The organism is Mesorhizobium ventifaucium (genome assembly GCF_935822925.1).
GTDB lineage: Bacteria > Pseudomonadota > Alphaproteobacteria > Rhizobiales > Rhizobiaceae > Mesorhizobium > Mesorhizobium ventifaucium.
This window is the reverse complement of record NZ_CAKXZS010000005.1, coordinates 71,612-86,550: the sequence shown is the minus strand read 5'-3', so window position 1 is coordinate 86,550 and position 14,939 is coordinate 71,612. Positions and strand designations below refer to the sequence as shown.

At 62.6% G+C, this 14,939-nt stretch carries 18 protein-coding genes; 9 read left to right on the top strand and 9 right to left on the bottom strand.

Features of this window, described 5'->3' with window-relative positions:
• Nucleotides 1–2 precede the first annotated feature (2 nt).
• Nucleotides 3–956 carry a signal peptide peptidase SppA gene (gene sppA, locus NMG70_RS04950; RefSeq protein WP_254023494.1) on the bottom strand — a complete coding sequence of 318 codons (954 nt, stop codon included), beginning with the start codon at nucleotides 954–956 and terminating at the stop codon, nucleotides 3–5.
• Between the two features lie 321 nt (nucleotides 957–1,277).
• Here sppA and lptC point away from each other — a divergent pair, with 321 nt between their 5' ends.
• From lptC to ptsN, 6 genes are all read left to right on the top strand, one after another.
• A complete protein-coding gene (lptC, locus tag NMG70_RS04945) occupies nucleotides 1,278–1,991 on the top strand; it encodes an LPS export ABC transporter periplasmic protein LptC (RefSeq protein WP_254023493.1) in 714 nt (237 codons plus the stop codon).
• Nucleotides 1,978–2,607: an LptA/OstA family protein gene (locus NMG70_RS04940; protein ID WP_254023492.1), complete on the top strand. Its 630-nt coding sequence runs from the start codon at nucleotides 1,978–1,980 to the stop codon at nucleotides 2,605–2,607. The genes lptC and NMG70_RS04940 overlap by 14 nt, the downstream gene beginning before the upstream one ends.
• Entirely contained in the window at nucleotides 2,607–3,425 is an 819-nt protein-coding gene (gene lptB / locus NMG70_RS04935; protein WP_254023491.1) for an LPS export ABC transporter ATP-binding protein, read from the top strand. The genes NMG70_RS04940 and lptB overlap by 1 nt, the downstream gene beginning before the upstream one ends.
• Nucleotides 3,426–3,744: 319 nt before the next feature.
• On the top strand, nucleotides 3,745–5,271 hold the full coding sequence (rpoN, locus tag NMG70_RS04930; RefSeq protein ID WP_254023490.1) for an RNA polymerase factor sigma-54: 1,527 nt from the start codon (nucleotides 3,745–3,747) through the stop codon (nucleotides 5,269–5,271).
• Nucleotides 5,272–5,557: 286 nt separating this feature from the next.
• Complete coding sequence (gene hpf / locus NMG70_RS04925) at nucleotides 5,558–6,142, top strand: ribosome hibernation-promoting factor, HPF/YfiA family (protein WP_254023489.1); 585 nt, start codon at nucleotides 5,558–5,560, stop codon at nucleotides 6,140–6,142.
• 83 nt (nucleotides 6,143–6,225) lie between these two features.
• A complete protein-coding gene (gene ptsN, locus NMG70_RS04920; RefSeq protein WP_023797448.1) occupies nucleotides 6,226–6,690 on the top strand; it encodes a PTS IIA-like nitrogen regulatory protein PtsN in 465 nt (154 codons plus the stop codon).
• Nucleotides 6,691–6,784: 94 nt separating this feature from the next.
• Here the strand turns inward: ptsN and NMG70_RS04915 are convergent, their stop codons facing one another.
• Together NMG70_RS04915 and NMG70_RS04910 are read right to left on the bottom strand one after the other, a co-directional pair.
• Nucleotides 6,785–7,042, bottom strand: a complete 258-nt coding sequence (locus tag NMG70_RS04915; protein WP_254023488.1) for a BQ00720 family protein — start codon at nucleotides 7,040–7,042, stop codon at nucleotides 6,785–6,787.
• A 63-nt stretch (nucleotides 7,043–7,105) separates the two neighbouring features.
• Entirely contained in the window at nucleotides 7,106–7,531 is a 426-nt protein-coding gene (locus tag NMG70_RS04910; protein WP_023797450.1) for an Hsp20 family protein, read from the bottom strand.
• Nucleotides 7,532–7,674: 143 nt separating this feature from the next.
• Here NMG70_RS04910 and NMG70_RS04905 point away from each other — a divergent pair, with 143 nt between their 5' ends.
• Complete coding sequence (locus NMG70_RS04905; protein WP_254023487.1) at nucleotides 7,675–8,616, top strand: nucleoside hydrolase; 942 nt, start codon at nucleotides 7,675–7,677, stop codon at nucleotides 8,614–8,616.
• A gap of 42 nt (nucleotides 8,617–8,658) precedes the next feature.
• On the opposite strand, the gene NMG70_RS04900 is transcribed toward NMG70_RS04905, so the two are convergent.
• From NMG70_RS04900 to NMG70_RS04885, 4 genes are all read right to left on the bottom strand, one after another.
• Nucleotides 8,659–9,273 carry a LysE family translocator gene (locus NMG70_RS04900; RefSeq protein ID WP_254023486.1) on the bottom strand — a complete coding sequence of 205 codons (615 nt, stop codon included), beginning with the start codon at nucleotides 9,271–9,273 and terminating at the stop codon, nucleotides 8,659–8,661.
• Nucleotides 9,274–9,369: 96 nt separating this feature from the next.
• Nucleotides 9,370–10,818 (bottom strand): amidase, encoded by a 1,449-nt coding sequence (locus NMG70_RS04895; protein ID WP_254023485.1) that lies wholly within the window; start codon nucleotides 10,816–10,818, stop codon nucleotides 9,370–9,372.
• A gap of 9 nt (nucleotides 10,819–10,827) precedes the next feature.
• Nucleotides 10,828–11,736 carry a ribokinase gene (locus NMG70_RS04890; protein WP_254023484.1) on the bottom strand — a complete coding sequence of 303 codons (909 nt, stop codon included), beginning with the start codon at nucleotides 11,734–11,736 and terminating at the stop codon, nucleotides 10,828–10,830.
• Nucleotides 11,737–11,841: 105 nt separating this feature from the next.
• Nucleotides 11,842–12,720, bottom strand: coding sequence for a methylated-DNA--[protein]-cysteine S-methyltransferase (locus NMG70_RS04885; RefSeq protein WP_254023483.1), 879 nt, complete (start codon nucleotides 12,718–12,720; stop codon nucleotides 11,842–11,844).
• Nucleotides 12,721–12,830: 110 nt separating this feature from the next.
• Between NMG70_RS04885 and NMG70_RS32620 the strand changes: the two genes are divergently transcribed.
• Nucleotides 12,831–12,953, top strand: coding sequence for a hypothetical protein (locus NMG70_RS32620; protein WP_301555125.1), 123 nt, complete (start codon nucleotides 12,831–12,833; stop codon nucleotides 12,951–12,953).
• Here NMG70_RS32620 and NMG70_RS04880 read toward each other — a convergent pair.
• Nucleotides 12,950–13,444: a DUF2244 domain-containing protein gene (locus NMG70_RS04880; protein WP_254023482.1), complete on the bottom strand. Its 495-nt coding sequence runs from the start codon at nucleotides 13,442–13,444 to the stop codon at nucleotides 12,950–12,952. The genes NMG70_RS32620 and NMG70_RS04880 overlap by 4 nt on opposite strands.
• Before the next feature lie 22 nt (nucleotides 13,445–13,466).
• Between NMG70_RS04880 and nth the strand changes: the two genes are divergently transcribed.
• The gene (gene nth, locus NMG70_RS04875) at nucleotides 13,467–14,270 is read left to right on the top strand and encodes an endonuclease III (protein WP_254023481.1); all 804 of its coding nucleotides are present in this window, start codon (nucleotides 13,467–13,469) and stop codon (nucleotides 14,268–14,270) included.
• Here nth and NMG70_RS04870 read toward each other — a convergent pair.
• On the bottom strand, nucleotides 14,264–14,719 hold the full coding sequence (locus NMG70_RS04870; protein ID WP_254023480.1) for a DUF2214 family protein: 456 nt from the start codon (nucleotides 14,717–14,719) through the stop codon (nucleotides 14,264–14,266). The two genes, nth and NMG70_RS04870, sit on opposite strands and share 7 nt — an antisense overlap.
• Between the last annotated feature and the right edge of the window lie 220 nt (nucleotides 14,720–14,939).

Genomic DNA, 14,939 nt, shown 5'->3' with positions numbered 1-14,939 from the left:
TCTCAAGGGTGCCAGACGGAAACAAGACCGTCAAGAAACAAGCGATCGGCACCAAGCTCTTGAATGATGTCGCCGCCATAGTCGGGCAGGCCGAGCGCACTGCCGATGGTTCGCGCCATCGCCTTCGAGAACAGGAAGCCGCCGCTTTCCGCGTCCTTCCACTCCACCACTTTGAGCTTGGCGTCAACGCCCTTGGTTGCGAGCCAGTCGATCGCTTCGGCCTCGCCGCCGACCGCGTCGATCAGTTTGTTGGCAACGGCCTGCCGGCCGGTGAAGATCGACCCGTCGGCCAGCGCCAGCACCTCTGTCTTGGTCATCTTGCGGCGTTCGGCGACGATGCCAACGAACCAGTCGTAGCTGTCGAGGATGAGCTTACGGATCATGGTGCGCTCGTCGTCATTGGTCGGCTTGAAAGGCGATGGCGAGGCTTTCAACGGCGAGGATTTCACTTCCTCGAGCTTGATGCCGAGCTTGTCCATAAGGCCGCTGACGTCCGGATACTGGATCAGCACGCCTATCGAGCCGACGATTGACGATTTGCGCGCGACGATATGATCGGCCGCGGTGGCGATCATGTAGCCCGCCGATGCGGCCAGCGTGCCGACCTCGGCCACCACCGGCTTGTCGGCGGCCAGCTTGCGCACTGCCTCGTAGATCGATTCGCCCCCGACGGTGGTGCCGCCCGGTGAATCGATCGACAGGATCACAGCTTTCACCCTCGAGGATTCACGGATGGCCTCCAATTGCTTGATCAGGTCTTCGTCTTCGGTGATGGTGCCCTCGATCTTGACCTTGGCGATATGGTCGACCGCCGCGCCAGTGAAGTCGTCGCCGTAAATCCAGGTCGAAAAGGCAATCAGCCCGGCTGCTGCGACAACAAGCGCTGCAACGCGCCAGAATGTCAGCTTGCGGCGCAAGCGGCGGCGGTCGATCAGGTCGTCGGCTCTCAGTACCATGGTCAGCCTCATAGTCGGTGGGAGCAGATGCTTTTAAAGCAACCGCCCGCGCCCGGCTACCGATTCCTGACGAGCTTGTGCCAAAGACAAGGTCTCGACGTTGGCGAGCCGACGTTTCGAGACAACATAAAAGACCAATCCACAGCCCCTAACGCTGTCGGCCCGTATCTGGTATGACGTGCAAGTTGTGCCGGTTTCATTTTCGTTTGTGCAACAGCAACCGTCACACTTTTGCGGTTTTCCTCCGCTTGTGCTTGCTTGAGGGCGCCGGCATCCCACCTATAGGGGTGCTTGGCGGCAGGGGTTTAAAAGAAAGCAGTTATGTTAGCGCGACCGATCGAACCGACCAACACCGAGACGGGGTTGGCTCCCCCGGACGTAGGCCCGGCGCGAGTCGACGCCTTCGGCATCGCCCAGCGCCACTCGCGCCGCGTGCGTATCTTGAAGCTGGCGGTGCCGCTGACCGCTGCCGCGATTGCGGTCGCCGTCCCGGTCTATTCCTATCTCGTGGCGCCTGGCTCAATCCAGGTCCAGGCCGATGCCAGCGCATTCGCCAATGGCAAGCTGGTGATGGCCAACCCCAAGCTCAACGGGTTCACCAAGCAGAAGCTGCCCTATTCCATGACGGCTTTGCGGGCCATACAGGACGTGAGCAAGCAAGGCATCATCAATCTGGAGGGTATCGACGCCAAGCTGCCGATATCAACCGAAAATGTGGCGGCCATCAATGCCCCGCACGGTACCTTCAATCGTGATGGCAACACGATGAGCCTGACCAGCGATGTCACCATAACCACCACAGATGGCTTGGCGGCAAAGTTCAAATCGGTCTTTCTCGACATGGGCAAAGGCACTATGAAGACGAATGATCCGGTCGACGTCAGCCGTGGCGGGTCGCGGATTACCGCGGATTCGATGTCTGTCCAGGACAACGGCAAGATCGTGGTTTTCGAGAACAGAGTGCGTGTTAACATCGATCCCGCCAGCTTGAAGGCGGCAGAGGCAATGAGCGGAGAATCCAATGCGGTTCAGTAGTTCGACACGGCTCGTGGCCGCGGCTTCGGCGTTGCCGGCTGTTGGGCTGGCCGCCCTGGGGCTGGCTTTGGGGCTGGCTTTGGCGGCGGCGCCGGCTCTGGCGCAGTCCAGGACCACCAGCCAGCTGTCGGGCCTCAAACTGTCAGGCGACAAGCCCATCCAGATCGAAAGCGACAAGCTCGAGGTCCGCCAGGCGGACAGCGTCGCCGTGTTCACAGGCAATGTCAGCGTCGTCCAGGGTCCGACCTTGCTCAAGGCCGGCAAGATGACGGTCTATTACGTCAAGGACGCCGACGCTGCCGCCAAGGGTGAGCAGGCCGCAGGTGCCGCGATGACCGGCTCGGCCGACATCGACCGTCTGGAGGTCGCCAACAAGGTCTATATCAAATCGGACGACCAAGTCGCCACCGGCGACAGCGGCACCTTCGACATGAAGACGGAAGTGCTGGTGCTTTCAGGCAGCAAGGTCGTGCTCTCGCAAGGCGACAATGTACTGGTCGGCTGCAAGCTGACCGTGCAGATGAAGAGCGGTCTGGCCCAGGTTGACCCCTGCGGCGGTGGACGCGTCATGATGTCGATAACGCCGCCGGCGAATTCGGGAGCGGCGAACCCCTGATGGTCGACGTAGCACCGCTGATGGCGCGTCTTCGAGGACGCGCCGCCAGCAAACTTGCGGCGCCGGCCGCGATTAACCTCGATCAGGTAAAATTCAAGGGAACCTTGATCGCCAAAGGGCTGACCAAGAGCTACAAGGGCCGCAAAGTCGTCAGCGGCGTGACGATCGGCGTGCGCGCCGGTGAGGCGGTCGGACTGCTCGGGCCCAACGGCGCCGGCAAGACCACCTGCTTCTACATGGTCACCGGCCTGGTGCCGGTCGATGAAGGCACGATCGAAATCGACGGCTTTGATGTCACCTCGATGCCGATGTACCGCCGCGCCCGCCTCGGCATCGGCTACCTTCCGCAGGAGGCGTCGATCTTTCGCGGCTTGAGCGTCGAGCAAAACATCCGTGCCGTGCTCGAAGTGGTCGAAAAGAGCCGCAAGGAGCGCGAACGCATTCTCGACGAACTGCTCGAGGAGTTTCACATCAGCCATCTGCGCAAGGCCCCGTCGCTGTCGCTTTCCGGCGGCGAGCGGCGGCGCCTTGAAATCGCGCGCGCCCTGGCGACCCGCCCCGCATACATGCTGCTCGACGAGCCTTTCGCCGGCATCGATCCGATCGCCGTCGCCGACATCCAGCAACTGGTGCGCCATCTGACGGCGCGCGGCATCGGCGTGCTCATCACCGATCACAATGTCCGCGAGACGCTCGGCCTGATCGACCGCGCCTACATCATCCATGCCGGCCAGGTGCTGACCCATGGCCGGGCCGACGAAGTGGTCGCAAACCCGGATGTGCGGCGGCTTTATCTGGGTGAGGGGTTTACACTCTAAAGCGCGTCGCATTTGAAGGGATTCATGCGACGCGCTTTTAAGTTCTTGTTTCTTGTGCATGTCGTTATCGCAAAACCGCTGCGCACCCTTGGTTCAAGCCCGAGGGCATGCTTTTGCGCGACATGCATTGAGCGTGAAATTTCTGTCCAAACGCGGTTTTTGACGCGAGGCGGAGCTTTTTCTTCGATTTCTCGTCGGAATACGCACGGACAGGCGAGTTTTGATCGCCGTCGCCTTGACAAGCAAAAGCCGGGCCAGTTTCTATGCCCAACTCCTTCCGGCAGTCCGGACGCGTAGACAGGGCGTTTGAAACCGAACCATGGCGTTGGCGGCAAAACTACAGCTACGACAGTCCCAGTCGCTGGTGATGACGCCGCAACTCATGCAGTCGATACGGCTGCTGCAGTTCACCCACATCGAGCTGGAACGCTTCATCGACGACGAGATCGAGCGCAATCCTTTGCTCGAGCGTGCCGAGCCGCAGGACGATGCCGTCAGCGACCAGGCACAGAAGATCGATGCCGCGCCGGAAACGGCCACCGCCGGCGACTGGTTCGAGAAGGACACGGCGTGGAGCGCCGAGGCGATCTCGGAAAAGCTCGATACTTCGCTGGAAAACCTGTTTCCCGACGATCCCGGCACCAGCGAGCGGCTCGGTCCCGACCTGACGGCCCAGTGGAAATCGGCATCCGGCAATGGTTCGGCATCCTCTTCCGACGGTTTTGACGTCGGAGACATGGCGGCCGGAGCCATCACGCTGCGCGAGCATGTCGCCGAACAAGTTGCGCTGGCCTTCGCCGACCCGGCAGCACGCCTGATCGCCAGCGAACTGGCCGATGGCCTCGACGAGGCCGGCTACATGCGCGCCGACATGGCTGAGATCGCCGCCCGTCTCGGCACCGACAGAGCGGCGGTGGCAAATGCACTCGCCGTCTGCCAGACATTCGAGCCCACCGGCATGTTTGCCCGCGACCTCGCCGAATGCCTGTCGCTGCAGCTTGCCGTCCGCGACCGTCTCGACCCTGCGATGAAGGCTTTGATTGCCAATCTCGAACTCCTGGCCCGGCGCGATTTCCTGACCCTGAAACGGATTTGTGGGGTCGATGAGGAGGATCTGCTCGACATGCTGGCCGAGATACGTGCGCTCGATCCGCGCCCGGGGATGGCGTTTTCGGGCGGCGCCAGCGACGCGATCATCGCCGATGTCGAAGTGCGTGCGGCCAATGACGGGAGTTGGGTGATCGAACTCAACCCCGAAACGCTGCCGCGCGTGCTGGTCGACCATATCTATTTCGCCCGGGTTTCGCCGCATGCGAAAAATCAGACGGAAAAGGATTTCCTGGCGGAATGCCTGCAAAACGCCAATTGGCTGACGCGCAGCCTCGACCAGCGGGCGAAGACGATCCTCAAGGTTGCCTCAGAAATCGTGCGCCAGCAGGACGCCTTCCTCGTCCATGGCGTGCGTCACCTGAGGCCGCTCAACCTGCGCACGGTGGCCGACGCCATCGGCATGCACGAATCGACCGTCAGCCGGGTCACCGCCAACAAATACATGCTGACGCCCCGCGGCGTGTTCGAACTGCGCTATTTCTTCACCGCCTCGATCGCCTCGTCGGGTGGCGGTGACGCGCATTCGTCGGAAGCGGTGCGCGACCGCATCAAGCAGTTGATCGACGAGGAGAAACCTGCCGACGTGCTTTCCGACGACGCGATTGTGGATATGTTGCGGGAAAGCGGCGTCGATATCGCCAGGCGCACGGTCGCCAAGTATCGGGAGGGCATGAATATTCCCTCGTCGGTGCAGCGGCGTCGTGAAAAACGCGCTATGGCCAGCGCCGGACGTTGATCTCCGACGGAACTTCCACAGCTTTCGCACTTCCCAACAGCTTTCGCACTTCATTGACAAGCCGCAATGAAGTGGCTAGAAGCCCGCCCGCATGGGACGGGCTACTGCCCGCATGCGGATGGTCCGTCACGACGTTGGCCACGGGACGGTCAAGAAGGCGGCTTGTGATCAATCGGAAAAGTTCGGATTTAAATCGGCGCAAGTGACGCCGCAAAGCTTGTGCGCTCAGACCACGGGTATAAACTCGGGACAGTTTGAAGCCTGAGCAAGGAAGGTCAGTATTCAGATGACACTGCGCATATCAGGAAAACACATGGATATCGGCGATGCGTTCCGTACGCGCATCAACGACCGTGTCGGAGAAGTGATCGGGAAATATTTCGATCGGGGCTTTTCAGGGCAAATTGTAGTCGTCAAATCCGGGTCGCGCTACACGTCCGATTGCATGATCCGGCTGGATTCCGGCGCTTCGCTGCAGGCGACCGGTGAAGCGCAGGACCCGACGCTCGCTTTCGAGGCGGCGGCGGATCGCCTCGAGACCCGCCTTCGCCGCTACAAGCGTCGGTTGAAGTCGCATAATTCAGGCAACGCCAATGGCGAACCCACCGACGTCGCCTATACGGTGATGGCGCCGCTTGCCGACGATGACGAAGAAATACCGGAGAATTTCGCGCCAGCCATCGTCGCCGAATCAACCATGACGCTGCGGACCATGTCGGTGGCGTCAGCCGTGATCGAACTCGACACCAAGGACAGCCCGGTTCTCGTCTTCCGCAACGCCGGAAACGAGCATCTCAATATCGTCTATCGCCGGCCGGACGGAAACATCGGCTGGATCGACCCGTCTACGACCAAGGTCGCGCAGGGGTGACGGCCAAAGCCGCACTGGGATAAGGCACCAGTCGCACGCGCGAGTGAGGGCTGGCGACGGCAGGCGAACAAGGGATTTCAAGTATGGACCTGAGCGATCTTATCAACGTTCCGGCAATCTTGCCGGCGTTGAAGGCGAACTCCAAGAAGCAACTGCTGCAAATGCTGTCCGAAAGGGCGGCGGCGATTGCCGGCATTCCGGAGCGGGAGGTGTTCGACACCATCCTGCAGCGTGAACGGCTGGGCTCGACCGGTGTCGGCAACGGCATTGCCATTCCGCATGGCAAGCTGGCCGGGGTGAAGCGGATCGCCGGGGTTTTCGCCCGGCTGGAGACGCCGGTCGATTTCGAGGCGCTGGACGACCAGCCGGTCGATCTGGTGTTCCTGCTTTTGGCGCCCGAAGGCGCCGGCGCCGACCATCTCAAGGCGCTGTCGCGCATCGCGCGGGTGCTGCGCGACGCCGACACAGTGGCCAAGATCAGGGGCACCCGCGACGCCGCCGCGATCCATGCGCTTTTATCGGATACGCAAGCCTCGCACGCGGCCTGAAGCTTGTTCGATCAGTTCCGTTAATTGGGCCGCCGCGAGCGGCCCCGTCCGTTTCTAACCAGATCGCTGCGCCGTATTGTTAGTAGATGGCGACTTAGTGGATGGAGACTGGGGTCAGGTCGTTTTCCAGGGCGCCGGCCAGCGCCCGGTCGCGAGCGTCCGAAAGCAGGATCGGCTGGCCGTTGGCGGCAAACAGGGCCCACAATTCCAGCCCGGGCGCGATTTCGCCGAGGCCCGGGAAACGGCCGCGCAGATCGTCGCTCGAGATTTTCCTGAGATAGGCGACCGAGCCTTCGCCGAGATGCGCGAATTCGCCGCTGGTCATGATAAGATTTTCGTCAGTTCTGGTCATTTAAGCCTCCTTGCCGCGAGGACCCCGTTCAAGGCCGCCTCGCATAAGAGCAATCGGTAAAAATCAGTCTTTCACCGATATGTTTATTTTCCGTACCAGCCGTTCGGACTCGGGCCGATCGAGATCGATAGACAAAAGACCGTTCTTCAGCTCCGCCGCGATCACCCGCATGCCGTCGGCCAGCACGAAACAGCGCTGGAACTGGCGCGCGGCAATGCCGCGATGAAGAAATTCGCGCTCGGTATCGTCGTTCTGACGGCCGCGCACGACCAACTGGTTCTCCTCCGTGGTCACATCGAGATCGTTTTCGGCGAAACCGGCGACAGCGAGCGTGATACGCAGCCTTTCTGCCTTGCCGTCGGCACCGCTGAGGCGCTCGATGTTGTAGGGAGGGTAGCTGTCACCCGACTTCGCCAGACGCTCCAGGGTCTTTTCCATCGCGTCGAAACCTAGGAGAAGCGGGCTGGAAAAAGGCGTCATTCGGCTCATGTTACATTGTCCTCTCAAGAGCGACATAAAGTGGAAAAACCCGGATGGCATTTTTCCCGATGGTCTTGATATGGTCCGCCCGGCGGTCGAGTTCAAGCCGTCAAAAGCCCCGCCCAAAAAGACTCCCTAAACAAGGAATTGAAATGCCCCAATCCCGCAAGATCATCATCGACACGGATCCCGGCCAGGATGATGCCGTCGCCATATTGCTGGCGCTCAGCAGCGCCGAGCTGGAGATCGTCGGCATGACCGCCGTCGCCGGCAACGTGCCGCTGAGGCTCACCGAAAAGAATGCACGCAAGATCTGCGAACTGGCCGGGCGGCCAGATATCAAGGTCTTTGCCGGCGCCATCCGGCCGCTGGCGCGCGAACTGGTCACCGCGGAGGAGGTGCATGGCGAGACCGGTCTCAACGGACCGCAATTGCCCGAACCGACAATGGAGCTGCAGGACCAGTATGCGGTCGATTTCATCGTCGAGACGCTGATGAAGGAAGTGAGCGGCACGATCACCCTCTGCGCGCTCGGTCCGCTCACCAACATCGCGCTGGCGCTGATCCGCGAGCCGAAGATCGCGCCGCGCATCAAGGAAATCGTGCTGATGGGCGGTGGCTTCTTCGAAGGCGGCAACGTCACACCGACCGCCGAATTCAACATCTATGTCGACCCGCATGCCGCCGATGTCGTGTTAAAATCCGGCATTCCGATCGTCATGATGCCGCTCGACGTTACCCACAAGGCGCTGACCACGGCCAAGCGGACCCAGGCCTTCCGCAAGCTCGGCACCAGGGTCGGCACGGCTACGACGGAGATGCTGGAATTCTTCGAGCGCTTCGACGAGGAGAAATACGGCACCGACGGCGGCCCGCTGCACGACCCTTGCGTTATCGCCTATCTGTTGAAACCCGAGCTGTTCAGGGGCCGCAACTGCAACGTCACCGTGGAAACCGCCTCGGAGCTCACCATGGGCATGACCGTGATCGACTGGTGGGGCGTGACCAAGCGGCCGAACAACGCCATGGTGATGCGCGACATCGACCATGATGCGTTTTTCGCGCTGCTGCTGGAAAGGCTGGGCCGGCTTTAGGGTTTTTTCCTTCCCCACAAGAGGGGGAAGGAAAGGTGCCGCTCACTTCGCCTTTGAAAACGCCAGCCACAGGCCGCCGCCGACCAGAAAGCTGCCGCTTATCCGCGACAGCAGCTTGACGCGGCCGGCCGAAAGCAGGCGTCCGGCGCGGCCGGCGGCCAGCGCGTAGGCCGAATCCGACACGGCGGCAAAGGTCATGGCGGTGAGGCCCATCACGCCGATCTGCAACCCATAGTTGCCGTCAGGGGCGATGAACTGCGGAAAGAAGGCGCCGAAGAACACCAGCGTCTTGGGATTGCTGATCGCCACCAGCAGGCCCTGCAGGAAGAAGCCGCCGCGCGGTGTCTTCGCCGATCCGTCGGCGTTCAGCTTGCCCTTGGAGCGGAACATCTGCACACCCATCCAGATCAGATAGGCGGCACCGATCAGCCTGACCCATTCGAACCAATGGCCCATTCCCGCGATCAGCGAGGTCAATCCGATGCCGACAATGGCGATCATGATCGCCAGTCCGGCCTGCGTGCCGGCGACGTTGGCGAGGCCGGCGCGAGAGCCATGGCGGATGCTGTTGGCGATGATCAGCGTGACCGTCGGTCCGGGCACCAGGATTATGACGAGGCAGGCGACGAGATAAGTGGCATAGAGTTCCAGCGACATGATTTCCTCGACAGTATGCGGTTTTGCGACACGGCTGATCGCGATCAATGCATGACAGTAACGCGGCTGCAAGCGGCAGGATATGTTGACCTGGATTTAGGCTCCGGCCTGCCACGGCAGCGTCTTCTCGTAGGCTGCCGCCGCTCTCAGCACGGCCATGTCGCCGCGCGGCCGCCCGATCAGCTGCATGCCCATCGGCCTGCCCCTGCCATCGAAGCCGGCCGGTACGCTGACCGCCGGGCAGCCGCCCAGCGTGGCGAGCGCTGAAACCTGCATCCAGCGGTGATAGCTGTCCATGGCGCGCCCGGCCACTTCCGTTGGCCAGTGGGTGAGGACATCGAAGGGAAAAACCTGGGCGGTAGGCAGCGCAATCAGGTCGAAGCGGTCGAAGAGTGACAGCAGAGTTCGATGCCAGGACGAGCGCCTCACCGTGGCGGCGTGGATCTGCGGCGCCGTGAGTAGCAGCGCCTGTTCCACCTCCCACACGGCCTCCGGCTTCAGAAGACTGCGTTTCATGGGATCGTCGTAGTGCGCCTTGAGCGCACAACCGCTGCTCGCCTGGCGCAGCGTCACAAAGGCCTGCCACAGCGCTTCGAAGTCGACATCCGGCACCAGCGCTTCGGTCTGAAAGGATGCCTCGGCGAACCGGCCGAGAGCGGCCTCGCAAAGATCAAGGATGCCGGGTTCGACCGGCAGATGACCACCGAGATCGCCGAACCAGGCGATGCGGCCGCCGGCCGTCGGCGTTTGCAGCCCTTCGAGGAACGACCCAGGCTTATGATGTGAGAGCGGCGCGCGAGGGTCGTAGCCAGCCTGCTCGTCGAGCAGCAACGCCATATCGCGCACGCTGCGGCCCATCGGCCCTTCGACGCCCATCTGGGCGTGGAAGACGTCAAGCTCGGGGCCGGCCGGAACAAGCCCCTGCGACGGACGGAAGCCATAGACGTTGTTGTAGGCGGCCGGGTTGCGCAGCGAGCCGCCAAAGTCGCTGCCGTCGGCAACAGGCACCATGTCGAGCGCCAGTGCGACCGCCGCGCCGCCGCTCGAACCGCCGGCGGTCAAGGCCGGGTCGAAAGCATTGAGTGTCGGGCCGAACACGGTGTTGTAGGTGTTGGAGCCCAGGCCGAATTCGGGAACGTTGGTCTTGCCGATGATGATGGCGCCGGCCTTGCGGATGCGCTCTACAAAGAAATCGTCTTCCTGCGGCACGAAATCGGCGAAGATCGGCGAGCCGAAGCTGGTCCTGAGGCCCTTGGTCTGCGCGAGATCCTTGATGGCGATCGGCAGGCCGAACAGCGGTCCGGCATGCCCTGCATGCGCCAGAAGGGCGTCCGCCCTGTCGGCCTCGCGCAGGATGTCGGCACGGTCGCGTAGCGAAACGATGGCATTGGCCAGCGGGTTTACGGCGTCGATCCGGTCGAGGAATGCCGTTACCACCTCGCGCACGGACAATTGCTGGCGCTTGATCGCGTCGGCAAGGTCCACGGCGGACAGGCGGCAGATATCACCGGCAGGCGGCAGGGCATGTTTTGTGGCCGGACGCATGGCTCTCACCTAGCTGGCAGGTTTCTGCAGCGCCGCGTCGACTTCCTTCGCCAGCGGGATCGCCGGCTGGGCGCCGGGCTTCAGGCAAGCGAGCGAACCAGCGGCTGCAGCACGGGCGAGCGCCTGATCGAGCGGCAGGCCGGACGACAGCCCGGCAGCGAAATAGCCGCAAAACGTGTCGCCGGCACCGACCGTATCGACAGGGGTGATGTTCAGCGCTGGAACCATCAGAAGATCGGCTGGCGTGGCAGCCAGAACGCCGTCACCGCCGAGCGTGACGACAATTGTACGGCCGGTCTTCCCGGCGTAATCGCGCATCCGCGCCGGGCGATCGCGGCCGCTCAGCGACAGTGCCTCGCCATAGAGGTCGAATTCGGTCTCGTTGGCGACGACATGGTCGGCCTTGCCGAGGAAGGCGGCCGCCTCTGCGCGGAACGGTGCCGTGTTGAGCACGGTAACCGCGCCTGCCGCCCGTGCCGCGTCCAGTGCTGCTTCGACAGTCTGAAGCGGGATCTCCTGCTGCAGGAGCACGACATCGGCCTTCTTCATGAAAGCCTTGGAGAGGTCGCCTGTCACGACAGAATCATTGGCGCCCGGCACCACGGCGATTACGTTCTCGCCGTCGCCGGCGACCATGATCAATGCCGTGCCGGTCGAGGCGAAGGTTTCACCGACACCGGACAGGTCGATTTTGCCGTCGCGCAACAGCGCCAGCGCTTCGGTGGCGAAATTGTCCTTGCCGACCGCGCCGACCATGCGCACCTTGGCGCCGGCGCGCGCGGCGGCCAGCGCCTGGTTGGCGCCCTTGCCGCCGGGTGCGGTGGTAAAGCCGGAGCCACGGACCGTCTCGCCGGGTGCGGGCAAGCGGTCGACATTGGCGATAAGGTCGAGGTTGATTGAGCCGACAACGATGATCAAGTGGTGCCTCCCTGCTGACTGCGGGAAGCTACTCCGTAAGGCCGCCGCTTGCCAGACCGCGCGACATAAACCCGCGCGTCGCCGGCCCGATCTACGGGCGTCTCATCAAGAGCCGACCTGTCCCGCTTCCCAGCCGAGGATGGCGCGCTTGCGCGTCAGGCCCCAGTGGTAGCCGGTGAGCGCGCCGGACTTGCCGAGAGCCCGGTGACACGGCACCACGAAGGACATCGGATTGGCGCCGACCGCGGCACCCACCGCCCGGCTGGCGCTCGGTGCGCCGATGCCGGCAGCGATCGAGGAATAGGTGCAGGCCTTGCCCATCGGGATGCGCAGCAGGGCTTCCCAGACGCGGACCTGGAAGTCGGTGCCGATCAAGACGACGCGCAGCGGCTGGTCGGCGCGCCACAGCGCCGGATCGAAGATGCGCGCCGCATAGGGCGCCGTCGCGGCCATGTCCTCGACATAGTTTGCGTTCGGCCAGCGGCCGGACATGTCGGCGAAGGCTGCGCGCTCGTCGCCGGCATCGCTGAAGGCGAGGCCGGCAAGCCCACGGTCTGTGACCATGATCAGGGCGATGCCGAAAGGCGAGATATGATAGCCGTAGCGGATCGTCAGCCCGGCACCGCGCGTCTTGTAGTCGCCCGGCGACATCGCTTCGTGGGTGACGAAAAGGTCGTGCAACCGGCCGGGGCCCGACATGCCGACCTCGAAAGAAGCCTCGAGCAGCGGCATGCCGGAATCGAGCAGTTTGCGCGCGTGGTCGAGCGTGACCGCCTGCAGAAACGCCTTGGGCGACAGGCCGGCCCAGCGGGTGAAGAGCTTCTGCAACCCGGTCGGCGTCTCGCCGACTTCCTCCGCCAATATTTCGAGCGACGGCTGGTCACGATAGTCAAGGCTGATCTTCTCGATCGCGCGCCGAACAACTTCGTAGTCACCGCCTCCGGGTGTGATGTCTTTCTTCAGAATAGCTGTCTGTGCGTTCATCGGACCATCTCCTTGAGCGCGAATATCGCCCTTCGCGCCTCCGATCACCACCCGAAACTTGCCTTCTCGCGGCCCATACCCGGACAGGATTGGCTTCGAGGAAGGACCCGATGATGGCTGGCGAAAAGGCGCATCTCACCAAGGAGAAAGCGATGCTGCGCCTGTTCATCCGGCATTGGAGCTACATTCCGCCGCTGCGCAAGATCGGCAGGATATTGCGGTATCGGTCTTAGCGCGCTTTCGCGGTCGCCAGGGCGCGCGAAAAGGCTGACGCAAAGCTCTCGCGGTCGTCGGGATTGAGGAAGCCGCCGATCGGCACATTCTGGCCTTGTGCTTCCACCGCCATCCTGGTGATGCCGATCTCGGCGTGGCGGGCGACCGAAAAGCGCGCCCAGAACGGATTGAAGCGATGTGCTTCCGATTTGCCTGATGGCGCCGTCTTGCGGATGTCGAGGCTGGTACGCGAGACCGACACTTCCTCGCGGGCGCGGGCGGCACGATAGTTGGCGCGAAAGGCGACGTAGACGGCGATGACGTCGAGACCGAGGAAGCCGAACACCGGCCAGGCGCCGCGCGACAGGAAAAACGCTCCGGTGACCGACGAGCCGAACAGCAGAGCGCCCATTAGGATGGCAAAGCCGGTTTTGCCCAGCGACCGATGCGGTATCAGCAACGCCTGGAAGAATGGCTCGTCGGCCGGATATGAGGCGTTTGTGTCGCTCATGCCGGGATATTATAGGAAGGGGATGACGAGCCCCAAGCCCAAAAATTCCTCTACACCCAAAAATGAACTGCTCCGCGGCCGACGCGACGGATCGAACGCCAAACCGCGTACCCGGCCGGTGCGGTCCCATTCGCTCTACAGCCCGGCCGAAGTGCACGAGATTTTCCGACGCTTCTCCGTTCAGCGGCCCGAACCGAAGGGCGAGCTCGAACATGTCAACGCCTTCACGCTGCTGGTGGCGGTGGTGCTTTCGGCACAGGCGACCGATGTCGGCGTCAACAAGGCAACGCGGGCGCTGTTCAAGGTCGCCGATACCCCGCAAGAGATGCTGGCGCTCGGCGAGGCCAAGGTCGGCGACTATATCCGCACCGTCGGGCTCTGGCGCAACAAGGCCAAGAACGTCATCGCGCTGTCGGAGGCGCTGATCCGCTACCATGGCGGCGAAGTGCCCGACGACCGCGACCAACTGGTCAAGCTGCCGGGCGTCGGGCGCAAGACCGCCAATGTCGTGCTCAACATGGCCTTCGGCCAGCACACCATGGCGGTCGACACGCATATCTTTCGCATCGGCAACCGGCTGCGGCTGGCGCCCGGCAAGACGCCGGAACAGGTCGAGCAGGTGCTGTTGAGGATCATTCCGGACGAATATATGCGCCATGCGCATCACTGGCTGATCCTGCATGGCCGCTATGTCTGCAAGGCGCGCAAACCGGATTGCCCGGTCTGTGTCATCGCCGACATCTGCAAGGCCGAGGAGAAGACGAATGATGTTCCGGCGCCGCTGGTCGAAATTGCGCCGCTCGAACCGTTAAGCGAAATTCAGTAGCCGTAGCCGCGCGCCATCGCCGCGGCGAAGACCGGGATCAGCAGGAAGATGAAGGCTTCGGCGCGGACATAAGTTCGGACGGATGCAAGTTGCGCCGCCGGCACTTGACAACCGGGGCTGGCCGAGGCCTGCCTGTTCCAGGAAACAAAGCGGACCGTCGGGATGATCGACAACAGGCCGACGATGACGAAGGCCGCAATCTTTGCCCAGAACACCCAGTTGTAGATGTAGAATTCCCAACCCTTCAGGCCGTAGATGACGCGGCCGATGCCGACGACGATGATCAGCATGGCAATGATGCCATAATGGCGATCGATGCCGACAAGCCGCCGGAGCGTCGCCGCGGGCAGGTCGCCGCGGATCAGGACAAATTCGGCGCCGATGATGCCCGCCAGCGAAAACACCAGCAGATGATGAAGGATGGCAAGCAGAAGATCGGTGGTATCCATGCCCCTTTTCCCTCCGTCGGCCGGCACAGCAGACGCTGAATCAGCTGCTGGTGAAAAGTAGCACCGCTCGGCAGGATTCACATTGGGCTGGAAGATGATCTGCACAGGCTTTGTCTCTTGTCTGGTGCAGGCAATTTGGATCTCTGTCGCATATCGTTTTTCCCAAAACCGCCGAGCACTGGGCGACATGCACTAAGCACAGGCAAACGCAACCGAGGCA